Origin of the sequence: Nocardioides panacis (assembly GCF_019039255.1) — a bacterium.
GTDB lineage: Bacteria > Actinomycetota > Actinomycetes > Propionibacteriales > Nocardioidaceae > Nocardioides_B > Nocardioides_B panacis.
In genome coordinates this window covers 4,099,291-4,122,309 of record NZ_CP077062.1, presented here as the reverse complement: position 1 = coordinate 4,122,309, position 23,019 = coordinate 4,099,291, and the positions used below count along the sequence as shown (strand labels likewise).

Sequence of the window (23,019 nt, the reverse complement as noted above, 5' to 3'; positions counted from 1 at the left end):
GGAGAGACCCATGGGTTCGGTACGAGTAGCAATCGTGGGAGTCGGCAACTGCGCGAGCTCCCTGGTCCAGGGCGTCGAGTACTACCGCGACGCCGACCCGAGCGCTGCGGTGCCCGGGCTGATGCACGTCAAGTTCGGCGACTACCACGTCTCCGACGTGGAGTTCGTGGCCGCCTTCGACGTGGACGCCAAGAAGGTCGGCTTCGACCTGTCCGAGGCGATCAACAACTCCGAGAACAACACCATCAAGATCGCCGACGTCCCACCGCTGGGTGTCAGCGTGCAACGCGGCCCCACCTACGACGGGCTCGGCAAGTACTACCGCGAGACCATCGAGGAGTCCGACGCCGACCCCGTCGACGTCGTCGCGGTCCTCAAGGAGCAGCAGGTCGACGTCCTGGTCGCCTACCTCCCGGTCGGCTCCGAGCAGGCCGACAAGTTCTACGCCCAGTGCGCCATCGACGCCGGCGTCGCCTTCGTCAACGCCCTGCCGGTGTTCATCGCCTCGGACCCCGTGTGGGCCCAGAAGTTCACCGACGCCGGCATCCCCATCGTCGGCGACGACATCAAGTCCCAGGTCGGCGCCACCATCACCCACCGGGTGATGGCCAAGCTCTTCGAGGACCGCGGCGTGGTCCTGGACCGCACCTACCAGCTCAACGTCGGCGGCAACATGGACTTCAAGAACATGCTCGAACGCGACCGCCTGGAGTCCAAGAAGATCTCCAAGACCCAGGCCGTCACCTCCAACATGACCCACGACATGGGCGCCCGCAACGTGCACATCGGCCCCTCCGACTACGTCGCCTGGCTCGACGACCGCAAGTGGGCCTACGTCCGCCTCGAGGGCCGCGCGTTCGGCGACGTCCCCCTCAACCTGGAGTACAAGCTCGAGGTCTGGGACTCCCCCAACAGCGCCGGCATCATCATCGACGCCGTCCGCGCCGCCAAGATCGCCCTGGACCGCGGCATCGGCGGACCCATCCTGTCCGCCTCGACCTACCTGATGAAGTCCCCACCCGTGCAGATGGCCGACGACCTCGGCCGCGCCCAGGTCGAGGCCTTCATCCGCGGCGACGTCGAGCGCTGACCCCGCTGACCCGGCGCGTCTGGCGGGCCACGCACCACTGACCCGGCGGGTCTGGCGGCCGCTGGCCGCCAGACCCGCCGGGTCGGTGGGTTCTCGCGCGAGAGCATGATGAGGGCATGACCGCCCTGCGTCACCTCGTGCACCTGTTGCGGGGCACCTGGTTCCGCCGGCTCTTCGCCGTCCGGATCGGCAGTCAGCTCACCGACGGCGTGTTCCAGGTCGCGCTGGCGTCGTACGTCGTGTTCTCGCCGGAGCGGGCCCCCGGACCCTCCGCGATCGCCGGCGCGCTGGCCGTCGTGCTGCTGCCGTTCAGCGTGCTCGGACCGTTCGTCGGCGTGCTGCTGGACCGCTGGTCGCGACGGCAGGTGCTGGCCTGGTCGAACTTCGTCCGGGTCGGCCTGGTCGCGGTGCTCGCCGTCGCCGTGCACGCCGAGGTCCGCGGTCCGGCGCTGTTCGCGCTGGTGCTCGCCTCGCTCTCGGTCAACCGGTTCCTGCTCGCCGGGCTCTCCGCCTCGCTGCCGCACGTGGTCGGCGAGGAGGACCTGATCACCGCCAACGCGCTGACCCCGACCGCGGGGACGCTGGCGTTCCTGACCGGCCTGGCGCTCGGCAGCGGCGCCCGGATCGGCTGGGCGAGCCTCGGCGCGGACGGCGACGTGGGCGTCCTGTGGACCGCCGCCGTGCTGTACGGCGCCGCCGGCTGCCTCGCGCTCCGGATCCCGCGCGACCTGCTCGGCCCCGACCTGGACCTGGCGCGACCCGCGGTCCGCGAGCACGTCCGGCACGTCGCGGTCGGGCTGGTCGACGGCCTCCGGCACCTCGGGGAGCGCCGGCCGGCGGCGTACGGGCTGACCGCGATCGGCGCGCACCGCTTCTTCTACGGGATCTCGACGGTGTCGCTGATCCTGCTCTACCGCAACTACTTCCACGGCCCCGGCGAGTCCGACGCGGCGTTCAACGAGCTGTCGGTCGCCGTGCTGGTCAGCGGGGTCGGGTTCATCTCCGCGGCGGTGCTGACCCCGGTGGTCACCGAGCGCATCTCGCAGCGCAGCTGGGTGCTGGCGCTGCTGGTGGGTGCGGCGGTGACCCAGCTGTTCCCCGGCGCGCTGTACACCGAGCCGGCGCTGCTGGTGTCCGCGTTCTTCCTCGGCGTCGCCTCGCAGGGCATCAAGATCGTGGTGGACACCCTCGTGCAGACCAACGTCGACGACGTGTTCCGCGGCCGGGTGTTCTCGCTCTACGACGTGATCTTCAACGTCGCGTTCGTGGCCGCCGCCGCGGTCGGCGCGCTCGTGCTGCCCGACGACGGCAAGTCGTACGTCGTCCTGGCGGCCGTCGCGGTGGGGTACCTCGCGACCGCGGCCTGGTACGCCCAGGTCACCCGGGTCCGCCGGCCCGTCACCGTCTGACCCGGCTCAGCGCACCCAGGCGTCGACCAGCGCCGCGGCGGACTGCTGCGCCACCCGGGCGGCCGCGGGGTCGGCGTCCAGCGCCCCGCTGGCCAGGCCGCCGTCGAGCAGCAGGGTCAGCGAGCGGGCCAGCGCCGCGGGCTGCTCGGCGCCGGCCTCGGTGGCCAGCCCCTCGACCCAGGCGAGCACGGCCTGCTTGTGGGCCACGGTCCGCTCGTGCACCGGGGTGCCCGGGACCGACTCGGCGGCGGCGTTGAGGAACGCGCAGCCGCGGTAGCCGTCCCGCCGGCAGCTCGAGGAGAGCGCGTCGAAGAGCCCGACCAGCTGGTCGCGCGCCGCGGGCCCCGCCTGGGCCGCGGCCTCGTGGAGCTGGCCGGTCCAGACCCCGTCGACCCGGTCGAGGTAGGCCAGGACCAGGTCGTCCTTGGCCGGGAAGTGCTTGTAGAAGGTCGCCTTGGCCACCCCGGACTCGGCGATGATCGTGTCCACGCCGACCGCTCGCAGTCCGCGGGCGTAGAACAGCCGGAAGGCGGTGTCCAGGATCCGCTGGCGGGCGGCGCTCGGCTGGGTCATGGGCCCATTCAACCAGACAGATCTGTCTGCTATGGTTCCGTCCAACAGACAGACCTGTCTATCTCTCCGTCGAAGGAGCAGCACCATGAACATCGCAGTCCTCGGCACCGGCATGGTCGGTCAGGCCCTCGCCGGCCGGCTCCACGACCTCGGCCACTCCGTCACCGTCGGCACCCGCGACCCGCAGGCGACGCTGGCCCGCACCGAGCCCGACGGCATGGGCAACCCGCCGTACGCCACCTGGCAGGCCGCCCACCCGGGCGTCTCGCTGGCGACGTTCGCCGACGCCGCGGGGGGCGCCGAGCTGGTCGTGCTGGCCACGAACGGCAGCGCCTCGCTGGGCGTGCTGGGCCTGGCCGGCGCGGAGAACCTCGCCGGCAAGCCGCTGCTGGACGTCTCCAACCCGCTGGACTTCTCCCAGGGCTTCCCGCCCTCCCTGTTCGTCAAGGACACCGACTCCCTCGGCGAGCAGATCCAGCGGGAGTTCCCCGACGCCCTCGTGGTGAAGGCGCTGAACACGCTGACCGCGGCGCTGATGGTGGACCCGCGCTCGCTCGGCGAGAGCTCCACGGTGTTCGTGTCCGGCAACGACGCGGCGGCCAAGGCCACGGTCGTCGGGCTGCTGGAGAGCTTCGGCCACGACGACGTCATCGACCTCGGCGACCTGAGCGGCGCGCGCGGCACCGAGATGCTGCTGCCGGTCTGGCTGCGGCTGATGGGCACGCTCGGCACCGGCACGTTCAACTTCAAGATCGTCCGCTGACCCCTCCCGCCGACCCGTCACTCGTGCAGCAACACGCCCGGTGTGTCGCTGCAGAAGTGACGGGTCGGCGGGGTGCTGGGAGTCGTCGGCGCTGCGTAGCATCGGGCCCGTGGACGACCACGTCGAGCGGGTCGAGGTCACCTCCGTGGAGGTGCTGCACGACTGGCTGGCCGAGCACCACCTCGACCGGAGCCGGGCTCTGCTGGTGCGCTGGAAGAAGGGCCGCGGACCGTACGTCGCCTACCCCGACGTGGTCCGGGTGCTGCTCTGCTTCGGGTGGATCGACACCACCGCTCGCGCCGTCGACGCGGACCGGGCCGCGGTGACGATCACCCCGCGCCGGCCGACGAGCGGCTGGTCGCGGGTGAACAAGGAGCACGTCGAGCACCTCCTCGCGACCGGCCGGATGCAGCCGGCGGGCCAGGCGGCGATCGACCGGGCCAAGGCGAACGGCAGCTGGTCCGCGCTCGACGAGGTGGAGACCCTGGCCGAGCCGGACGACCTGCGGGCCGCGCTCGACGAGGTGCCGGCCGCCCGCGCGGAGTGGGACGCGTTCCCCCGCTCGACGCGGCGGGCGATCCTGGAGTGGGTGACGTCGGCGAAGCGCGCCGGGACCCGGGAGCGACGGGTCCGGCAGACCGTCGACGAGGCTGCGGTCGGTCGGCGCGCGAACCAGCCCCGCCAGCTCAAGGGCCGCTGACCGCCGTACCCGCCCACCGTCAGTCGTGCACCGACACGCCGGGCGGGTTGCTGCGCGAGTGACGGGTCGGCGGGGGTGGGTGGCTGGGTTTCCCCTGGGTGGGTGGGTTTCCCCCTGGGGGGGTGGGTCAGGAGGGGGGTGGCGGGCGGACCACCAGGCCTGCAGGGCCTCGCGGGCGGCGTCCTCGGTCATCGGGCCGTTGTCCATCCGCAGCTCGAGGAGGTACTGGTAGGCCGCACCGACCTCGCGGCCGGGCCCGATGCCGAGCAGCTCCATGATCTGGTTGCCGTCGAGGTCCGGGCGGATCGCCGCCTGGCCCTCCTCCTCGGCGAGCCGGGCGATCCGTGCCTCGAGGTCGTCGTAGGTGCGGGCCAGCCGCTCGGCCTTCCGGCGGTTGCGGGTGGTGCAGTCCGCGCGGGTGAGCACGTGCAGCCGGGCCAGCGAGTCGCCGGCGTCGCGGACATAGCGGCGGACCGCCGAGTCGGTCCACTCCCCCGACCCGTAGCCGTGGAACCGCAGGTGCAGCTCGACGAGCTTGGCGACCTCGTCGATCTCGTCGTTGGAGAACCGCAGCGCCTTCATCCGCTTGCGGGTCAGCTTGGCGCCGACCACGTCGTGGTGGTGGAAGGTGACCGTGCCGTCGTCCTGGAACCGCCGGGTGCGGGGCTTGCCGACGTCGTGCATCAGCGCCGCGAACCGGGACACGAAGTCCGGGCCCCCGCCGGGCAGCCGGTCCTCGAGGTCGATGCTCTGCTCGAGCACCGTCAGCGTGTGCTCGTAGACGTCCTTGTGCCGGTGGTGCTCGTCGCGCTCCAGGGCCAGCGCCGGCAGCTCGGGGAGCACCAGCTCCGCGAGACCGGTCTCCACCAGCAGCGCGAGGCCCCGGCGCGGGTGCGGCGACGTCACCAGCTTGACCAGCTCGTCGCGGACCCGCTCGGCCGAGACGATCCCGATCCGGTCGGCCATGCCGGTCATCGCCGCCACCACCGCCGGGTCGACGTCGAAGTCGAGCTGGGCGGAGAACCGGGCGGCGCGCAGCATCCGCAGCGGGTCGTCGGAGAACGAGTCCTCGGGCCGCCCGGGCGTCCGCAGCACCCCGCGGGCGAGGTCCTCCATGCCGCCGTACGGGTCGACGAACTCGCGGCCCGGCAGCGTCACCGCCATCGCGTTGACCGTGGAAGTCACGGCGGACCAGGTCGCCCTCGAGCGAGTCGCCGTACTCCACGGCCGGCTTGCGGGAGTCCGCGGCGTAGGCGTCGGTGCGGTACGTCGTGATCTCGACGGTCCAGTCGCCCTTGCGGCTGCCGATCGTGCCGAAGGAGCGCCCCATGTCCCACACCGCGTCGGCCCAGCCGGCGAGCAGCTTCTCGGTCTTCTCCGGACGGGCCGAGGTGGTCAGGTCCAGGTCGTGGTGCAGCCGTCCCAGCATCGCGTCGCGCACCGGCCCCCCGACCAGGGCGATCTGCTCGCCCGCGGCCGTGAACCGGGCGCCCAGCTCGTCGACGACCGGCGAGACGCGCAGCAGCTCGCGCACGGCGCGGGACTGCACCTCGCGGAGGCGGGGGCGCTCGGGCTGGTCGGACACGGGAGCGAACTCTATGCCAGCGGCCGGGGGGGCACGGTGCCCGCCGTTAGCCTTGCCCGTGTGACCCGCCCCGTCCTTCGCCGTGCAGCCGCCTGCCTGCTCGCAGCGGTGCTGGCGGCGACCGGGACGGCGCTGCTCACCCCCGCCGGGCCCGCCACGGCCGCGAGCGAGTCGGCGAACAGCACCCGCTCGCCGCTGCGGGTCAGCGTCGAGACGATGACCCCGTCGGTGCTGCCCCCCTCCGGTCGGGTGACGCTGACCGGGCAGGTCACCAACCGCTCCCAGGAGGACTGGACCAGCCTGCGGGCCTACCTGTTCACCTCGCGCACCCCGATGACCAGCGCCGACGAGCTCGCCGCCGCCGCCGCGACCAGCGAGTTCGAGCCAGTCGGCGAGCGGCTCACCTCCGACGGCCTGTACGACGACCTCGGCGACCTCGCTCCGGGCGAGACCACGTCCTACCGCGTCTCGGTCCCCCGGCGCAGCCTGGGCATCGGGTCGGCGCCGGGCGTCTACTGGATCGGCGTGCACGTCCTGGGTGGCTCGGACAGCACCGGCCGGGACACGGTCGCGGACGGCCGGGCCCGCACCTTCGTGCCGCAGCTGCCGCAGGGCACCACCCCGACCCGGCTCGCGCTGGTGGTGCCGGTGAAGAACGAGGTGCGCCGCGGCGCCGCCGGCCGGCTGCTCGGCCTGCCCGGCTGGCAGCGGTCGGTGGGCACCGACGGACGCCTCGACCGGCTGCTGAACCTCAGCGGACGGGCCACCGCGCCGATCACCTGGGTGGTCGACCCGGCGGTGCTGGACGCGGTCACCTCGGTGGCCCAGGACAACCCCAAGATCGACCCGGGCCCCGACGGCAGCGCCGGCGGCGGCAGCCCGAGCGCCTCCCCGTCCCCGTCGGGGAGCACCAGCCCCTCGGCCGGCGCGAGCACCGACCAGGGCGACGCGGGGGACGTGAGCTCGGCCGCGGAGCCGTCCCCGCAGGCGGTCGCCGCCCGCGCCTGGCTGGAGGAGTTCCGCCGGCAGGCGCCCACCCACGAGGTCACCACGGTGCCCTACGGGGACCTCGACGTCGCCGCCGCGCTCGGCACCCCGCTCGCCGGGCTCTACCAGCAGGCCACCGACCTCAGCGCGCTGGCGATGACCGCCCTCGGCCTCGAGGCCGGCACCCCGGTCGTGGACCCGGTCAGCGGCCGGCTGCCCGACACCGCGCTGCGCGACGTCGACCCACGGACCCCGGTGCTGCTCTCCGAGTCGGCCTTCCCCCGGGCGCAGCGCACCGTGCTCACCCGCGACGGCCGGGCGCCGGTCGTCCGCACCGACGACGAGGCCGGTGACGGCGGTCCCCGGCCGAACTCGCGGTACGCCGCCCTCGCGATGCGCCAGCGGCTGCTCAGCGACGCCGCCCTGCACGCGCTGTCCTCCGACGCGGCCCGGCCCCTCGTGGTCTCCACGCCGCCGTACTGGGACCCGGGCAGCGCCTGGGCCTCCTCGGACTTCTTCGCCGGGCTCGACCAGCCGTGGCTGCGGCTGACCGACCTGCCCTCGGTGGTCTCCGGCGGCGAGCTCGCACCGGCCGACGCCAGCGGCGAGCGCACCCCGGTCTACCCCCGCTCGGAGCGCCGGGCCGAGCTGCCGGCCTCGAACCTGCAGGCCACCCGGCGGCTCGCCGGCACCGGGTCGACGTACGGCCGGCTGCTGCCCGACAACGACACCGTCCAGCACGTGCTCGACCGGGTCGCGATGCTCGCCTCGTCGCAGAACGTCCGCGACGACCCCGCCGGGGCGGTGCGCCAGGCCGACAGCACCACCGGCTACCTGCGGGCGCAGATGCAGGAGGTCCGGATCGAGGGCCCCCGGTTCGTGATGATGTCCGGCGAGCAGGGTCCGATCCAGATCACCCTCGTCAACGGCCTCGACCAGCCGGTCCGGGTCGGCATCGCCGCGCAGACCCGCAGCTCCGGGCTGCGGATCTCCAGGATCGACCCGGTCACCCTCGGTCCCGGCAAGCGCACCGCGATCCGGCTCAAGGCCAGCTCGAACGACATCGGCGTGCACGCGGTGACGCTGGTCGCCACCGACACCGAGGGCAACCCGCTGGGCAGCCTCACCCAGCTGAGCGTGCGGACCAGCCGGGTCAGCACCGTGGTCTGGGTGATCATGGCCGCCGGCGCCGTGCTGCTGTTCCTCGCGATCGCGGTCCGGCTGTTCCGCCGGGTACGCCGCCGCCGGGCCACCCACGGGCCGCGCCTGCAGCGGGGGGTCGACGCGTGAGCGGCACCAGCCGGGACGGCACCCGACGCGGCAGCCCGCCGCCCACCGGGGCGCAGGAGCCCGGGACCGCCCCCGAGACCGGTCCCGAGACCGGCACCGACGCCGGCGTGCTGTCCTCCAGCGCGCTGATGGCCGCGGGCACCGTGGTGTCCCGGCTCAGCGGCTTCGTGCGCAACGGGCTGCTCGCCGCGGCGCTCGGCCAGCAGCTGCACGCCGACGTGTTCACGATCGCCAACACCGTCCCGAACATGCTCTACATCCTGCTCGCGGGCGGCGTCTTCAACGCCGTGCTCGTCCCGCAGCTGGTCCGGGCGATGAAGAACGACCCGGACGGCGGGGACGGCTACACCAACCGGATCATCACCCTGGCGGCGCTGTTCCTGGCCGGCGTGACCGCCGTGCTGGTGATCGCCGCGCCGCTGCTGATGCGGCTGTTCCTGGACGGCAGCTTCTTCACCCCGGAGCTGGCCGCCCAGCGCGAGTCGGTGATCGACTTCGCGCGCTACTGCCTGCCCCAGGTCTTCTTCTACGGCATGTTCGTGCTGGTCGGGCAGGTGCTCAACGCCCGCGGCAGCTTCGGGCCGATGATGTGGGCGCCGATCGCGAACAACGTGATCTCGGTGGCGGTGCTCACGACGTACCTCCTGGTGTTCTCCCCGGTCGCGGACCTCTGCCGGGCCGGCGGGGTCGACCCGGCGGTGCTGTCCGGCCCCGGGTCGATGGTCGGCGGCTACACGCACGGCCAGGAGCTGCTGCTCGGGCTGGGCTCCACGCTCGGCATCGCGGTGCAGTTCTTCATCCTGCTGCCGTTCCTCAAGCGGGCCGGCTTCAGCTACCGCCCGCGCTTCGACTTCCGCGGCACCGGCCTGGGCCACACGCTGCGGCTGGGCACCTGGACGGTGCTGTTCGTGGTGGTCAACCAGATCGCCTACACGGTCGTGGTGCGGATCGCCTCCTCCGGTACGGCGGACGCCGTCAGCGGCGCGTGCTCGCGAGGCGGCGGCGGGGCCGGCACCGGCTACACGATCTACTCCAACGCCTTCCTGCTGGTGATGGTGCCGCACGCGATCGCGACGGTCTCGCTAGCGACCGCGATGCTGCCCCGGCTGGCGTCCTTCGCGGTCGACTCCGACCTCCGCGGGGTCGGGCACAGCGTGGCCTCGACCCTGCGCACCACGTTCGCGCTGATCATCCCGTTCGCGCTGCTGCTGCCGGTCGTGGCGCTCGACCTCAGCCGGGTCGTCGTCGGCTACGGCGCCGGCCGGCAGACCGTGCCGGACTTCGCGGTGTCGCTGGCGCTGTTCGCCCCCGGGCTGGTGTTCTTCACCACCCACTACCTGATGCTGCGCGGCTTCTACGCCCTCGAGCGGACCCGCACGGTGTTCCTGGTGCAGTGCGTGATCGCGGCGACCAACGTGGTCCTCGCGGTCGCGTTCACCAGCCACGTCTCCCCGTCGGGCACCGCTCCCGGTCTGGTGCTGGCGTACGCGGGCGCCTACCTGGTCGGCGCGCTCACGTCCTACACGATGCTGCGCCGGACCCTCGGCGGCCTCGACACGCCGGTGCTGATGCGCTTCCTGGTCCGGCTGCTGATCGCCGCCGGCCTCTCCACCGCGCTCGCCTGGTCGGTGCGGTGGGGCATGCAGCAGGTGTGGGCCCCCGGCGACGGGCTGGTGCACGCGCTGAGCCTGCTGGTGGTCACCGGCACGGTGGACGTCGTGGTCTTCCTCGCGCTGGCCCGGGCGATGCGGATCACCGAGGTGACGAGTGTCATGAACCTGGTCACCAGCCGGCTCCGGCGGTGACCGACCGCCCGTAGCATGGGGCGCGCAGAGCGACCGGCGCACGGCCGGCGCACGGGGACGAGGAGGGACGTGGCCGAGAAACCGATCGGACCCGGGTCCGTCCTGGCCGGACGCTTCACGCTCGACGACCTCCTCGACGACACCGACGGCGCCCGCTTCTGGCGGGCCACCGACCAGACCCTGGCCCGCAGCGTCGCCGTGCACGTGATCGCCGAGTCCGACGCGCGGGCCGACGCCCTGCTCACCGCGGCCCGCACCTCCGCGCTGGTCACCGACGGCCACCTGCTCCGGGTGCTCGACGCGGCCGCCGAGGACGGCGTGGTCTACGTCGTCAACGAGTGGGGCTCGGGGGTGTCCCTCGACGAGATGCTCGCCGAGGGCCCGCTGCCCCCGCGCCGCGCCGCCTGGGTGGTCAAGGAGGTCGCCGAGGCGATCGCCACCGCCCACCGCAACGGGGTCGCGCACGGACGGCTGCTCCCGGAGAAGGTGATGGTCACCGAGGCCGGGTCGGTCAAGCTGATCGGCTTCGTCGTCGACGCCGTGCTCCAGGACCGCGCCGGGCGCGACCAGCGCCGGGTCACCGGCGGGGCCGTGCTGAGCGCCCACGAGTCCGACGTGGTGAACCTCGCCGCCCTGCTGTACGCCGCGCTGGTCGGCCGGTGGCCCGGCACCGAGGGCTCGACCGTCCCCGAGGCGCCCGCCGAGCACGGCCGTCCGCTGCGCCCGCGCCAGGTGCGGGCGGGCGTCCCCCGCCCCCTCGACGCGATCTGCGAGCGGGTGCTCAACGCCGGCCCGCACACCCACGCCGTGCCGCTCGAGACGGCCCACGAGATCTACGCCGCGCTCAGCGACTACATCGGCGACCCCACCGGAGCGCCGCAGTACGAGCACACCTCCGTGCTCGACCTCGCCGGCGGCGGTCACGACCACGAGGACGACGGCCCGGCCACCGAGCTGCACACCGCCACCCCCTGGACCGACCCGTCCGGCTCCCGGGGCACCCCCGACGGCCAGGGCGCCGACACCGGCGAGCTCGCCGCCACGGGTGCCTTCCCTGCCCCGACCGGCTCGGACGACGACGACCGCACCCAGGCCGGCGTGCCGGTCTTCCACGACGAGACCAGCCAGGTGGAGTGGGTGTCCGCCGGCGACCTGGGGTCCGGCGTCGGCCACGCCGACGACCACGCCCCTGACCCCTCGCACGGCGGGGGGTCTCCCGGGGCCTCGGCGGCTTCTCCGGCTGGTCCGACCCGGAGCCCACCCGCCGTGCCCCCGCCCCGCAGGCGCCCCCGCCCGAGATCCCCGAGCGGCCGCTGTTCGCGGACGGGCCGGCCCGACCGGGCACCGGCACCGACCACGAGGGGCCCGGCGCCCTGACCGGCACCGGCTGGTCGGGCGGCCCCGACACGGGCACCCGCTCGCGCGTCACCGGCACCGGCAACGGCCGGGTGCCCCCGGTCTGGGGGCCCGACGCCGACCCCGCAGTCGCGGACGACCCCGACGACCCGGAGACCGGCAGCTGGGACGCCGCGAAGCCCGGCACCAGCTGGCTGCGGCTCGCCGCGGTCCTGGCGGCCGTGCTGGTGCTCGTCGTGGGCGTGGTCCTCGCCTTCAACCTGGGCCGCGGATCGGGCGACGCCGGCACCGCCGGCGGCGCGAGCAGCAGCTCACCGTCCGGCTCGTCCTCGCGGAGCGCGAGCACGCCGGTCGCGATCTCCGGGGTCACCGACTTCGACCCGCAGGGCGACCCGCCGGAGGAGAACCCCGACCTCGCCCGGTTCGCCGCCGACGGCAAGCCGTCCACCGCCTGGCGCACGAGCACCTACTACGACGAGCTCGCGAAGCTCAAGGACGGCGTCGGCCTGCTGGTCGACCTGGGCAAGCCGACCGAGGTCGGCAAGGTGCGGGTCGACCTCCTCGGCACCGGCACCTCGCTGGACGTGCTGGCCGCGCCCGACGCCCGGACCGCGCCCTCCAGCACCGAGGGCCTCAAGACGGTGGCCTCGACCGCCGACGCCGACAGCCGCGCCAACCTCACCCTGAAGAAGCCCGTCACGACCCGCTGGCTGGTGGTCTGGCTGACGTCGCTGCCGTCCACCCCCGGCGGGTTCCAGGGCCGGGTCGCGGAGATCTCCGTCTCGTCATGAGCGGGACCGATCCCGAGGGACCCGACGACCGGGCCCTGCTGCGGGCGCACCTCGACGGTGACCCCGAGGCGTTCGGGACGCTGTTCGCCCGGCACCGGGACCGGCTCTGGGCGGTCGCGCTGCGCACCACCGGCGACCGGGAGGAGGCCGCCGACGCCCTCCAGGACGCCCTGATCGCCGCCTTCCGGCGGGCCGACTCCTACCGCGGGGACGCCGCCGTCACCACCTGGCTGCACCGGATCGTCGTGAACGCCTGTCTGGACCGGCTGCGGCGCCGGCGGGTGCGGATGGCCGACCCGCTGCCCGACGACCTCGACGAGCGCCGCGCGGCCGGCCGGGCCACGGTCGTCGCCGACGTCCGGGACGGGCCCGGGGCGACCCCCGCCGCGCTCGTCGACCCCGCCGACCTGGCCGTGGACCACGAACGCCGGACCGCCCTGCTCGGCGCCCTGGCCGAGCTGCCGCTCGACCAGCGGGCCGCGCTGGTCCTGGTCGACCTGGAGGGCTACTCGGTCGAGGAGACCGCCCAGATCCTGCACTGCGCGCCCGGCACCGTGAAGAGCCGGTGCTCACGCGGCCGGGCCCGGCTGCTGCCGCTGCTGGCCGCGCACGCCCCGGAGACCCGCGCCGGGCCGGGCGGGAACCCGGACGACGGGCCCCGCGTCCGACCCCCGGACGACCCGACGGCCCCCGGCCCCGGCACGACCCCGACCGAGCAGCGACCCCGAACCCCGGGTGAGGAGGTGACGAGCAGTGACACCTGAGCAGGAGGAGCAGGTCCGCCGCGCGCTCGCCGCCGCCGGCCGGACCGAGACCCACGCCGAGAGCGGGTCGGTGCCGCCCGACGTGGCCGCCCGGCTCGACCACGTCCTGGCCGAGCTGGTCCAGGGCCGTTCCCAGTCCGCGCCGGCACCCGCCGGGCCACCCGCCGGGCAGCCCGACGAGCTCGCCGCCCGACGGCGCCGGAAGTGGCCGAACGTGCTGGTCGCCGCGGCGGCGGTCGCGGTGATCGCGGCCGCGGGCGGTGCGGTCGTGACCCGCGGCCTGGGCACCTCGGGCGCGGACTCGGGCACCTCCTCGGCGTCCGCCGGCGCCGGGGGCAGTGCCCAGGACCGGGTGCAGCCCGGGGCGGGATCGGCCCCGTCCGCGTCGGGCGGCGCCCAGTTCGCTGCCCCCGGCACCGTGCCGCGGCTGCGGCTGCGCACCGCCACCCTCGACGCCGACGTCCGCCGCGCCGCCGCCGCGCTCAGGTCCCCCGCGAAGAACGCGGAGGGCTCCGGCGGCGGCTCGGCCCGGGCCACCGCCTGCGCCACGCCGGCCGTGCCGCGGGGCGCCGACGTGGTCGACGTACGGCTGGACGGGAGGCGCGCCACGCTGGTGCTGGACCCGCCCGCGCACGGGGCGCGTGTGGCACGGATCTACTCCTGTGACGACGCGTCCAGCCCTGTGGCGACCCGCACGGTCCGGCAGCCGTGACCCCGCCCGCGGGCCGGGCGGAGCGCGCCGGGGCGGTGAAGGTGACGGGGGAATGCCGCCCACCTAGGATCGGTTGACACGCACGGGACCGCATCCACCGCGGTCCCGTCCGCTCGAGGAAGCGAGTTCGTCCCTGATGTCCAGCACCCGCAACGTGATCATCATCGGCTCCGGCCCGGCCGGCTACACCGCCGCCGTGTACGCCGCGCGCGCGAACCTGGCGCCCCTCGTGTTCGAGGGCTCCGTCACCGCCGGCGGCGCGCTGATGAACACCACCGAGGTCGAGAACTTCCCGGGCTTCCGGGACGGCATCATGGGCCCAGCGCTGATGGACGAGATGCGCGCGCAGGCCGAGCGGTTCGGGGCCGAGCTGGTCGCCGACGACGTCACCGCCGTGGACCTGACCGGCGAGGTCAAGGTCGTCACCGACGGCGCCGGGGTCGAGCACCGCGCCCGCGCGGTGATCCTGGCCACCGGCTCGGGCTACCGCAAGCTCGGCGTCGAGGGCGAGGACCGGCTGTCCGGCCACGGCGTCTCCTGGTGCGCGACCTGCGACGGGTTCTTCTTCCGCGACCAGCACATCGCGGTCGTCGGCGGCGGCGACTCCGCCGTCGAGGAGGCGACGTTCCTGTCCCGCTTCGGCTCCAAGGTGACGCTGATCCACCGCCGCGGCGAGCTGCGCGCCTCCAAGATCATGCAGGAGCGTGCCTTCGCCGACCCGAAGATCGACATCGCCTGGAACTCCGCGGTCGAGACGATCCACGGCGACGACAAGCTCACCGGCCTGACCCTGGTGGACACGGTCACCGGCGAGAAGCGCGAGATGGACGCGACCGGGCTGTTCATCGCGGTGGGCCACGACCCCCGCTCCGAGCTGCTGGGCGGCCAGGTGGACCTCGACGAGAACGGCTACGTCCTGGTCGACCAGCCCTCCACCCGCACCAACCTCGCCGGCGTGTTCGCCTGCGGCGACCTGGTCGACCACCACTACCGGCAGGCGATCACCGCCGCCGGCACCGGCTGCGCGGCCGCGCTGGACGCCGAGCGGTTCCTGGCGGCCCTCGACCACGAGGCGTCCTCGGGCCGGCAGGCGGAGGAGAGCGTCCGCGAGATCGAGGTCTCGGAGATGCTCACCGAGCAGGTGCAGACCACCGGCGCCTGACCCGCGCCACCCACCGGTCCGGCTCACCCGGACCCCGCGGCGGTGGGAAGAAATGTCCCCGCCCCCGTGTTGACTGACCAGACCGACGCCCCACCGACACCCCCCTTGAAGGAGCACCTCGTGGCCGAGATGCAAGCAATCACCGACGCCGAGTTCGACGCCTCCGTGCTGAAGTCCGACAAGCCCGTCCTCGTGGACTTCTGGGCCGAGTGGTGCGGTCCGTGCCGGCAGGTCGACCCGATCCTCAAGGAGATCGCCGCCGAGCACGGCGAGAAGATCACTTTCGTGAAGATGAACGTCGACGAGAACCCGGTCACCCCCCGCGGCGTACCGCGTGACGGGCATCCCGACGCTCAACGTGTTCCACAAGGGCGAGCTCGTGAAGCAGATCGTCGGCGCCAAGCCCAAGGCCGCGCTGCTCGGCGAGCTCAGCGACTTCATCGGCTGACCCGGACCGTTCCCCGACGCCCGCGCCCTCCCCGGAGGACGCGGGCGTCGTCCGTCCGGCCGGGCCCGCGGGCCGTGCGGCGGCCTTGGCGAATGGCCGCCGTTCTGTTTGGCTAGGGCGGATCCGCGCCCTGTCCCCCACCTGTGTGCACGCGAGAGGAGTCGGTATGTCCGACCTCGAGACCGCACCCACCCCGACCCCGACCGCCCCGCTGTACCGCGTGGGCGACCGCGGCCGGGCCGTCTCGGAGATCCGCTCCCGCCTCGGGCTGCTCGGCCTGACCGACCCCGACGGCGGCCGGCACACCGACCCCGACACCTTCGACGAGTCCCTCGACCGGGCGGTCCGGGCCTTCCAGCAGATGCGCGGCCTCGCCATCGACGGGATCGTCGGCCCCAGCACCTACCGGGTGCTCGAGGAGGCCCGCTGGCGGCTCGGCGACCGGCTGCTCACCCACGTGCCCGGCAACCTCTCCGCGGGCGACGACGTGCTCGCGCTCCAGCAGCGGCTGCTCGACCTCGGCTTCAAGGTCGGCAAGCTCGACGGCCGCTTCGGGCACCAGACCGAGCAGGCCGTGCGCGACTTCCAGCGCAACGTCGGCGTGCCCGCGGACGGCACCTGCGGCCCGGCCACCCTGAAGTCGCTGTCCCGGCTCGCCCCGATCGTGCGCGGCGGCAGCCCCAACGCGATGCGCGCCGAGGAGCGGATCCGCCGCGAGGGCCCCCAGCTGACCGGCAAGATCGTGGTCATCGACCCGTCGGTGGGCCGGTTCGCCGACTCGGCGATGCGGCTGCACGCCGACGCCATCACCACCGACCTGGCCCGGCGCATCGAGGGCCGGCTGGTCGCGACCGGCGTCCAGGCCTTCCTCACCAACACCGGCGGCGCCTCGGAGGCCACCGAGGTCGAGCGGGCCGAGTTCGCCAACCGGACCGACGCGCACCTGTGCATCTCCCTGCAGGTCGACGGCTCGGAGAACCCCGACGCGGCCGGCTGCTCGACGTACTACTACGGCTCCGAGGCGCACGGCGTCGCCTCCTCGGCGGGCGAGCGGTTCGCCGGTCTGGTCCAGCGGGAGATCGTGGCCCGCACCGACCTGGGCGACCTGCGCTCGCACGGCAAGACCTTCGACATCCTGCGCCGCACCAAGATGCCGGCGGTCCGGATCGACGCCGGCTACCTCACCAACCCCGGCGACGCCGCCCGGTTGGCCGACCCCAGCTTCCGCGACGTGATCGCCGAGGCGGTCGTGGTCGCGGTGCAGCGGGTCTACCTCGACGCGGAGTCGGACTCCAAGACCGGGGTGCTGCGGCTCGGCGAGCTCCGCGCCGCGCTGCGCCACCACCGGCCCTGACCGGACCGGCCGCTCAGGACCCGCCGTTGCTGCTGCGGTGGGACGGGTCCGCGGCCGGGTGCCGCGCCGGTCGTACGGCGCCCAGCAGCCGCTCCAGCGCGCTCTCCACCTCGTCGCGCCAGGTGACCGCGGACTTGAGCTCGAGCCGCATCCGGGGGTAGCGCGGGTGCGCACGGTGGGTCTTGAAGCCGACCCGCAGCAGGTAGTCCGCCGGCAGCACGCAGGTGCCGTAGGTCACCGGTGGCGGGTCGCCCTTGCTCGCCCGTGGAGCCGCCCGGGTGTCCCCGAACGCCTCCACGGCCCGGATCCCGCCGCGCTTGACCAGGTCCTTCACGACGGTCTGCATCAGCACCCGGCCCAGACCGGAGCCGGCGTACTCGGGGTAGACCATCGCGGTGGCCAGCAGCACCGCGTCCTCGCTGACCGGCGCGGTGGGAAACGCGTCGGCGCCCGGCAGGTAGGTCGCCGGCGCGTACAGGACGTAGCCGGCCGGGTCGTCGTCGACGTACGCCACCCGGCCGCAGGAGCCCCACTCCAGGAGCACCCGGGAGACCCAGGCCTCCTTCTCGCTGCACGACTCGCCGGCGTCCAGCGCCCGCTGGCGGCGCACCGGGTCGAGCTCCCAGAACGTGCAGGACCGGCAGCCCTGCGGCACGTCGCCGAGGTTGTCCAGCGTCAGGCGGGCCAGCCGCCTAGACACGATGCCTGCCCATGTCGTGACCCCTTCCGCGCCGCGGACCCCCCGATGCCTCATCCTAGGAGCAACCCCGACAGGAGTCCCGATGTCCCAGCAGCTTCCCCAGAACCGGCACCCGGACCGGCCCCCGAGCCGGCATCGGGCCGACGGCAGCACCCGGCTCGACAGCTACGTCGACCGGTACGCCGCCCGCACCCAGGGGATGACCGCCTCGGAGATCCGCGCGCTGTTCTCGGTGGCCAGCCGGCCGGAGGTGGTCTCGCTGGCCGGCGGCATGCCGAACATCTCCGGGCTGCCGCTCGACGTGGTCGGCGAGGCGATCGCCGACCTGGTCGCGCACCGCGGCAGCACCGCGATGCAGTACGGCTCCGGGCAGGGCGACCCGCGGCTGCGCGAGCAGATCTGCGACGTGATGCGGCTCGAGGGCATCGAGGCGCACCCCGACGACGTGGTGGTCACGGTCGGCTCCCAGCAGGCCGTGGACCTGGTCACCCGGATCTTCTGCGACCCCGGTGACGTGGTGATCTGCGAGGCCCCGTCGTACGTCGGTGCGCTCGGCGTGTTCAAGGCCTACCAGTGCGACGTGGTGCACGTGGAGATGGACGAGCACGGCCTGGTGCCCTCGGCGCTGCGCGAGGCGATCGCGCACGTGCAGGCCGCCGGCAAGCGGATCAAGTTCGTCTACACGATCCCGAACTACCACAACCCGGCCGGCGTCACGCTGGCCGCGGAGCGCCGCCCGGAGATCCTGGAGATCTGCCGCGAGGCCGACGTGCTGGTGCTCGAGGACAACCCCTACGGGCTGCTCGGCTTCGACGAGGAGCCCTACCGCGCGCTGCGCGCCGACGAGGCGGACGGGGTGATCTACCTCGGCTCGTTCTCCAAGACGTTCGCGCCCGGGTTCCGGGTCGGCTGGGCGCTGGCCCCGCACGCCGTCCGCGAGAAGCTGGTGCTCGCCCAGGAGTCCGCGACGCTCTGCCCGCCGTCCTTCTCGCAGATGGTCGTGTCCGCCTACCTCGACAAGCACGACTGGCTCGGCCAGATCAAGCAGTTCCGGGAGATGTACCGCGAGCGCCGTGACGCGATGACCGGCGCGCTCGACGACATGATGCCGGCCGCCGCCCGGTGGAACGTGCCGACCGGCGGCTTCTACGTGTGGCTGACCCTGCCCGACGGCCTCGACGCCAAGGCGATGCTGCCGCGAGCGGTGACCGCCCGGGTGGCGTTCGTGCCCGGGACCGCGTTCTTCGCCGACGGGTTCGGGGCGCAGAGCATGCGGCTGTCCTACTGCTACCCGACCCCGGAGCGGATCCGCGAGGGCGTCCGTCGCCTCGTCGGCGTGATCGAGGAGGAGGTCGAGCTGCGGCACACGTTCGGCACCGGCCTCGGCACCGCCCGGACCCCCGGCCTGAACCGCGGGTACGACGGCCCGACGACGGACCTGACATGAGCGAGGACGACGCAGTGGTCTCGACAGGAGCGACCGGCGGCACGACCGGCGGCACGACCGGCGGCACGACCGGCGCGACGACGGGCGTCCCGGCGCAGGTGGGGCGGGTCGTGGTGCTCGCCGGAGGGCTGTCCCACGAGCGCGACGTGTCGCTGCGCTCGGGCCGACGGGTCGCCGAGGCGCTGCGCGAGACGGGCACCGAGGTCGACGTACGCGACGTGGACGCCGACCTGCTGCGGATGCTCCGCGACGAGGCGCCCGACTGCGTGCTGCCGCTGCTGCACGGCGAGACCGGCGAGGACGGCGCGGTCCGCGAGGTGCTCGAGCTCGTCGGGGTGCCCTACGTCGGCTCCCGGCCCTCGGCCTGCCGGGCGGCGTTCGACAAGCCGGTCGCCAAGGCCGTCGTGGCCCGGGCCGGGCTGCACACGCCGGCCAGCGTCGCGCTCCCGCACGAGACGTTCCGCGAGCTGGGCGCGGCGGCGGTGATGGACGCGATCGTCGCCTCGATCGGGCTGCCGCTGATCGTGAAGCCGGCCCGCGGCGGGTCCGCGCTGGGCTGCACGGCCGTCCGGGAGGCCGCGGCGCTCGCCGGCGCGATGGTGAACGCCTTCGCCTACGGCGACACCGCGCTGGTGGAGCGCTTCGTGGTCGGGTCCGAGGTCGCCGTACCCGTCGTGGACACCGGCACCGGTCCCCGCGCGCTCCCGGTGGTCTCGATCGTGCCGGACGGCGGGGTCTACGACTACGCGGCCCGCTACACCGCGGGCAGCACGGAGTTCCAGGTCCCGGCGAAGCTCTCCGACGAGCTGGCCGCCGAGTGCGCGCGGGTGGCGCTCACCGCCCACGAGGTGCTCGGGCTGCGCGACCTGTCCCGCTCGGACCTGATCATCGACGCCCAGGGCACCGTCTGGTTCCTCGAGGTGAACGTCGCCCCGGGCCTGACCGAGACCTCCACGGTGCCGCTCGCGGTGGCGGCGGCGGGGCTCGACCTGGGCGACCTGATGGCCGATCTGGTACGAACAGCAGTCGAACGTCATCACGACCCGAGCTGAGCCGATCGTTAGGACCCCCGTGCGCGACCTCACCTACCCGCCGATCATCCTCACGGCCAAGCTCGGCTTCAAGGCGCTCGGGCTGCGCTTCCAGATGCACGGGACCGAGAACGTGCCGCGCACGGGCGGGGCGCTGCTCGCGCTCAACCACATCTCCTACGTCGACTTCATCCTCGGCGGCTTCGCGACCCAGGACTCCAAGCGGCTGGTCCGGTTCATGGCCAAGCGCGAGCTGTTCGACCACCGGTGGAGCGGCCCGCTGATGCGCTCGCTGCACCACATCTCGGTGGACCGCGGCGACGGCCTGCAGTCCTACGCCCAGGGGGTCGACTACCTGCGCCAGGGCGAGGTCGTCGGGATCTTCCCCGAGGCGACCATCTCCCGCAGCTTCGAGCTCAAGGAGTTCAAGACCGGCGCGACCCGGATGGCCGCCGAGGCCGGCGTCCCCCTGGTGCCCGCGGTGCTGTGGGGCACCCAGCGGCTGAAGACCAAGTCCCACCCGCAGGACTTCTCCCGCGGCAAGACGATCGCGATCTCGGTCGGCACGCCGCTGCACCCCACCGGCGAGAACTCGGTGGCCGAGACCGCCGAGCTCAAGGCCGCCATGGCCCGGCTGCTCGACGAGACGATCCGGGCCTACCCGGCCGACGAGCAGCCGCCGGGTTCCTGGTGGCTCCCCGCGTCGTACGGCGGCAGCGCGCCGACCCCGGAGGAGGCGGCCGTGCTGGACGCGGAGGAGAAGCGCGAACGAGCCAAGGCCCGGGCCGCCAAGCGCCAGCGATAGTCCGTGACGGAAATGCTGTCCCACAGGGTGCCGAGCAGCAAGAACGTCACGGACTATCGGGGTGGGCGGGGAGCAGGCTGGCTTCGCCCGGCACGGGTGCGCCGCGCACCGACCGCAGGGTGAGCGCGAGGTAGCCGGCCGCGAGCGTCGTGCCGGCTGCCATGATCGCGAAGATCAGCCGGTAGTCCAGCAGGCCGACGAGCACCGCGCCCACCCCGATGGACAGCGCCTGGGGGGTGGTCACCAGCACCTCGACCGACGCGCTGACCCGGCCCATCAGCCGGCCGGGCGTCTGCTTCTGCAGCAGCGTGTTGAACGCCACGAAGATCAGCGGGATGCCGCCGCCGAGCACCGCCACCGTGACCAGCAGCTGCCAGGTCCGGTCGGCGACCACGACCCCGAGCAGGCCGAGCGCCGTGACCAGCAGCCCGACCACGACGGCCGCGGGCTCCCCGAAGCGCCGGACCACCCGGCTGGCCACCAGGCCGACCGAGACCGCGCCCACCCCTTGCACGGTCAGCAGCGGCCCGACGAACGAGACCGGGTGCCCGAAGGCCTCCACCACCGCGTAGACCGCCGACTCGGCGAACCCGATGACCAGCAGGGCGAGCGCCAGCGCCGTCGTGGTGTGCAGCAGCAGCGGCGTACGCCGGATGAACGACGCGCCCTCGAGGACCTCGACCCGCCAGTGCTGCGGCGCCCGGGAGTCGTCGCGGCGCTCCTCCACCCGCAGCCCGGCCACCGCCAGCGCCGCCAGCAGGAAGCTCACCGCGTCCGCCATCGCCACCACGCCACCCCCGGCCACCGAGAAGGTCGCGGCGCCGAGCAGCGGTCCGACCAGCCGGAGCGCCTCGCGGGTGACCGACAGGGACGCGTTGGCCTCGACCAGGACGTCCTCGGGCAACAGGTCCTTGAGCAGCCCGTTGAGCGCGGCGGGGACGACGACGAACGAGATGCCGTAGCAGAACGCCACGGCGTACACGATCCACACGTCCCCGGCGTCGTGGACCAGCAGGAGCGGCGCCATCACCAGCGCGGAGAGCACGTTGGCGACCACCAGGAAGGTACGTCGCGGCACCCGGTCCACGACGTACCCCAGCACCGGGGCCAGCAGCGCCGGCGCCGTCATCGCCAGGAACGTCGCTCCGGCCGCGCCGTTCGACCCGGTCAGCGTCTTGACCCACATCGACAGGACGATCAGCATCAGCGAGTCGCCGAACATGCTAGCGCCGAGGCCGGCGTACAGCCGGCCGAACCCCGGGGTGCGGAACGCCGCCCGCATCACGGGCGGGCTCCCGGCTCCGGGTCGCGCGGCGGACCGGCGGGCACCAGCCAGCCCACCAGGGAGACCAGGCGGGCGCCCTCGGGGCGGGTCCCGGGGTGGGCGGCACGCTCCGCGGAGAGCTCGCTGCGCGCCTGCAGCAGGTCGGCCAGGTCCCGCCGCAGGTCCGCCGCCTCCTCCGCGGTGAGCCAGAGCATCGACGACGCGAGCCCGGTGACCTCCTGCCAGGCGGGCGGCTCGGTGTCCCGGGACGCCTGCGCCGCCCGCAGCCGCTGCACCTCGCGCTCCACCAGCAGGTCGGTCAGCGCCTCGGTGGCGATCCGGTCGGGGGCGCCGGCGGACGGGTCGGCGTCGGGCTCCCCCCAGTCCAGGCCCTGGCTGACCGCCTGCCACGGCCGGTTGCGCCCGGTGTGCCCGCGCGCCTCCCGGACGAAGCCGTGCTCGGCGAGCTTGCGCAGGTGCCAGGAGCAGTTCGACGGCGACGAGCCCACCCGGTCCGCGGCCTGGGTGGCGGTCATCGGGCCCTGGGTCACCAGCGTCTCGAGCAGCGCCAGCCGGACGGGGTGCGCGAGCGCCTTGAGGGCGTCGGTGTCGGTGACGCGGCGGCGGGTGAGCGGCATGGAAGAAAGGTATTCTTTCGAAAGGTTACTTTCAATAGGTGTTGACCTGCGGTGATGCGCCTGTGGTCCGGGGCGAGGTCCCGCGCCGGCCCGGTGTCCCGGTCCTGGAGCTCAGCCCTGCGGTGCGACCTGCCCAGGGTGCACTGCCGGAGGACCGACCACGTTCCCACCGCTTACCGCCAGGCCGCCGTGCCGGGGAGGATGTGAGAGGGCCCAGCCGGGGAACGAGGGCACGCGAGCGCCTCAGCAGCCCGGCGGACACCGGGCGGCCGACTCAGCGCAGCCGACCCAGCGCAACGCACCCAGCACGGCCGACCCAGCGCGACCGACGCGGGGCGATCGACT

The 23,019-nt window shown here is 74.0% G+C and carries 19 protein-coding genes and 2 pseudogenes; 16 read left to right on the top strand and 5 right to left on the bottom strand.

What is annotated here, in order from left to right:
• Positions 1-10: 10 nt before the first annotated feature.
• Both KRR39_RS20210 and KRR39_RS20205 read left to right on the top strand, forming a co-directional pair.
• On the top strand, positions 11-1,090 hold the full coding sequence (locus KRR39_RS20210) for an inositol-3-phosphate synthase (protein ID WP_216939205.1): 1,080 nt from the start codon (positions 11-13) through the stop codon (positions 1,088-1,090).
• A gap of 116 nt (positions 1,091-1,206) precedes the next feature.
• Positions 1,207-2,499, top strand: a complete 1,293-nt coding sequence (locus KRR39_RS20205; RefSeq protein WP_216939204.1) for an MFS transporter — start codon at positions 1,207-1,209, stop codon at positions 2,497-2,499.
• A gap of 6 nt (positions 2,500-2,505) precedes the next feature.
• Here the strand turns inward: KRR39_RS20205 and KRR39_RS20200 are convergent, their stop codons facing one another.
• Complete coding sequence (locus tag KRR39_RS20200) at positions 2,506-3,072, bottom strand: TetR/AcrR family transcriptional regulator (protein WP_216939203.1); 567 nt, start codon at positions 3,070-3,072, stop codon at positions 2,506-2,508.
• Positions 3,073-3,157: 85 nt separating this feature from the next.
• On the opposite strand from KRR39_RS20200, the gene KRR39_RS20195 reads away from it, so the two are divergent.
• Entirely contained in the window at positions 3,158-3,835 is a 678-nt protein-coding gene (locus tag KRR39_RS20195; protein ID WP_216939202.1) for an NADPH-dependent F420 reductase, read from the top strand.
• A 40-nt stretch (positions 3,836-3,875) separates the two neighbouring features.
• The gene (locus KRR39_RS26660) at positions 3,876-4,535 is read left to right on the top strand and encodes a YdeI/OmpD-associated family protein (RefSeq protein WP_496113270.1); all 660 of its coding nucleotides are present in this window, start codon (positions 3,876-3,878) and stop codon (positions 4,533-4,535) included.
• Between the two features lie 141 nt (positions 4,536-4,676).
• On the opposite strand, the pseudogene KRR39_RS20185 reads toward KRR39_RS26660, so the two are convergent.
• Positions 4,677-6,084: pseudogene (locus tag KRR39_RS20185) on the bottom strand (CCA tRNA nucleotidyltransferase); the annotation flags it as partial.
• Positions 6,085-6,180: 96 nt separating this feature from the next.
• On the opposite strand from KRR39_RS20185, the gene KRR39_RS20180 reads away from it, so the two are divergent.
• The 9 genes and pseudogenes from KRR39_RS20180 to KRR39_RS20140 all read left to right on the top strand — a co-directional run bounded on the left by KRR39_RS20180 (position 6,181) and on the right by KRR39_RS20140 (position 16,789).
• On the top strand, positions 6,181-8,397 hold the full coding sequence (locus KRR39_RS20180; protein WP_216942998.1) for a DUF6049 family protein: 2,217 nt from the start codon (positions 6,181-6,183) through the stop codon (positions 8,395-8,397).
• The gene (gene murJ, locus KRR39_RS20175) at positions 8,394-10,202 is read left to right on the top strand and encodes a murein biosynthesis integral membrane protein MurJ (protein WP_254185292.1); all 1,809 of its coding nucleotides are present in this window, start codon (positions 8,394-8,396) and stop codon (positions 10,200-10,202) included. Before KRR39_RS20180 ends, murJ begins: the two co-directional genes overlap by 4 nt.
• A 69-nt stretch (positions 10,203-10,271) precedes the next feature.
• Positions 10,272-11,579, top strand: a complete 1,308-nt coding sequence (locus KRR39_RS20170; RefSeq protein WP_216939201.1) for a protein kinase family protein — start codon at positions 10,272-10,274, stop codon at positions 11,577-11,579.
• 71 nt (positions 11,580-11,650) lie between these two features.
• Positions 11,651-12,349, top strand: coding sequence for a hypothetical protein (locus KRR39_RS20165; protein ID WP_216939200.1), 699 nt, complete (start codon positions 11,651-11,653; stop codon positions 12,347-12,349).
• A complete protein-coding gene (gene sigM / locus KRR39_RS20160; RefSeq protein ID WP_216939199.1) occupies positions 12,346-13,113 on the top strand; it encodes an RNA polymerase sigma factor SigM in 768 nt (255 codons plus the stop codon). The genes KRR39_RS20165 and sigM overlap by 4 nt, the downstream gene beginning before the upstream one ends.
• A complete protein-coding gene (locus tag KRR39_RS20155) occupies positions 13,103-13,825 on the top strand; it encodes a hypothetical protein (RefSeq protein ID WP_216939198.1) in 723 nt (240 codons plus the stop codon). Before sigM ends, KRR39_RS20155 begins: the two co-directional genes overlap by 11 nt.
• A 136-nt stretch (positions 13,826-13,961) precedes the next feature.
• Positions 13,962-14,987, top strand: coding sequence for a thioredoxin-disulfide reductase (gene trxB, locus KRR39_RS20150; protein ID WP_216939197.1), 1,026 nt, complete (start codon positions 13,962-13,964; stop codon positions 14,985-14,987).
• A 129-nt stretch (positions 14,988-15,116) separates the two neighbouring features.
• Positions 15,117-15,435, top strand: a pseudogene (gene trxA, locus KRR39_RS20145) (thioredoxin).
• A 166-nt stretch (positions 15,436-15,601) separates the two neighbouring features.
• Entirely contained in the window at positions 15,602-16,789 is a 1,188-nt protein-coding gene (locus tag KRR39_RS20140; RefSeq protein ID WP_216939196.1) for an N-acetylmuramoyl-L-alanine amidase, read from the top strand.
• A gap of 13 nt (positions 16,790-16,802) precedes the next feature.
• On the opposite strand, the gene KRR39_RS20135 is transcribed toward KRR39_RS20140, so the two are convergent.
• Complete coding sequence (locus tag KRR39_RS20135) at positions 16,803-17,489, bottom strand: GNAT family N-acetyltransferase (protein ID WP_216939195.1); 687 nt, start codon at positions 17,487-17,489, stop codon at positions 16,803-16,805.
• Between the two features lie 82 nt (positions 17,490-17,571).
• Between KRR39_RS20135 and KRR39_RS20130 the strand changes: the two genes are divergently transcribed.
• The 3 genes from KRR39_RS20130 to KRR39_RS20120 are packed head-to-tail and all read left to right on the top strand — an operon-like array spanning position 17,572 to position 20,772.
• On the top strand, positions 17,572-18,936 hold the full coding sequence (locus tag KRR39_RS20130) for an aminotransferase-like domain-containing protein (protein WP_216939194.1): 1,365 nt from the start codon (positions 17,572-17,574) through the stop codon (positions 18,934-18,936).
• Positions 18,933-19,988 carry a D-alanine--D-alanine ligase family protein gene (locus tag KRR39_RS20125; protein ID WP_216939193.1) on the top strand — a complete coding sequence of 352 codons (1,056 nt, stop codon included), beginning with the start codon at positions 18,933-18,935 and terminating at the stop codon, positions 19,986-19,988. Before KRR39_RS20130 ends, KRR39_RS20125 begins: the two co-directional genes overlap by 4 nt.
• 19 nt (positions 19,989-20,007) lie before the next feature.
• Positions 20,008-20,772, top strand: a complete 765-nt coding sequence (locus KRR39_RS20120) for a lysophospholipid acyltransferase family protein (RefSeq protein ID WP_216939192.1) — start codon at positions 20,008-20,010, stop codon at positions 20,770-20,772.
• Positions 20,773-20,818: 46 nt separating this feature from the next.
• Here the strand turns inward: KRR39_RS20120 and KRR39_RS20115 are convergent, their stop codons facing one another.
• Together KRR39_RS20115 and KRR39_RS20110 are read right to left on the bottom strand one after the other, a co-directional pair.
• Complete coding sequence (locus tag KRR39_RS20115) at positions 20,819-22,054, bottom strand: MFS transporter (RefSeq protein WP_216939191.1); 1,236 nt, start codon at positions 22,052-22,054, stop codon at positions 20,819-20,821.
• Positions 22,054-22,674, bottom strand: a complete 621-nt coding sequence (locus KRR39_RS20110) for an ArsR/SmtB family transcription factor (protein ID WP_216939190.1) — start codon at positions 22,672-22,674, stop codon at positions 22,054-22,056. Before KRR39_RS20110 ends, KRR39_RS20115 begins: the two co-directional genes overlap by 1 nt.
• Between the last annotated feature and the right edge of the window lie 345 nt (positions 22,675-23,019).

Bases quoted from the DNA above. Each gene is read 5' to 3' on its own strand.
- KRR39_RS20130 (WP_216939194.1), top strand. From the start codon at position 17,572: ATGTCCCAGCAGCTTCCCCAGAACCGGCACCCGGACCGGCCCCCGAGC.
- KRR39_RS20210 (WP_216939205.1), top strand. From the start codon at position 11: ATGGGTTCGGTACGAGTAGCAATCGTGGGAGTCGGCAACTGCGCGAGC.
- trxB (WP_216939197.1), top strand. From the start codon at position 13,962: ATGTCCAGCACCCGCAACGTGATCATCATCGGCTCCGGCCCGGCCGGC.
- KRR39_RS20115 (WP_216939191.1), bottom strand. From the start codon at position 22,054: ATGCGGGCGGCGTTCCGCACCCCGGGGTTCGGCCGGCTGTACGCCGGC.
- KRR39_RS20195 (WP_216939202.1), top strand. From the start codon at position 3,158: ATGAACATCGCAGTCCTCGGCACCGGCATGGTCGGTCAGGCCCTCGCC.
- KRR39_RS20125 (WP_216939193.1), top strand. From the start codon at position 18,933: ATGAGCGAGGACGACGCAGTGGTCTCGACAGGAGCGACCGGCGGCACG.
- KRR39_RS20200 (WP_216939203.1), bottom strand. From the start codon at position 3,072: ATGACCCAGCCGAGCGCCGCCCGCCAGCGGATCCTGGACACCGCCTTC.
- sigM (WP_216939199.1), top strand. From the start codon at position 12,346: ATGAGCGGGACCGATCCCGAGGGACCCGACGACCGGGCCCTGCTGCGG.
- KRR39_RS20110 (WP_216939190.1), bottom strand. From the start codon at position 22,674: ATGCCGCTCACCCGCCGCCGCGTCACCGACACCGACGCCCTCAAGGCG.
- KRR39_RS20205 (WP_216939204.1), top strand. From the start codon at position 1,207: ATGACCGCCCTGCGTCACCTCGTGCACCTGTTGCGGGGCACCTGGTTC.
- KRR39_RS20140 (WP_216939196.1), top strand. From the start codon at position 15,602: ATGTCCGACCTCGAGACCGCACCCACCCCGACCCCGACCGCCCCGCTG.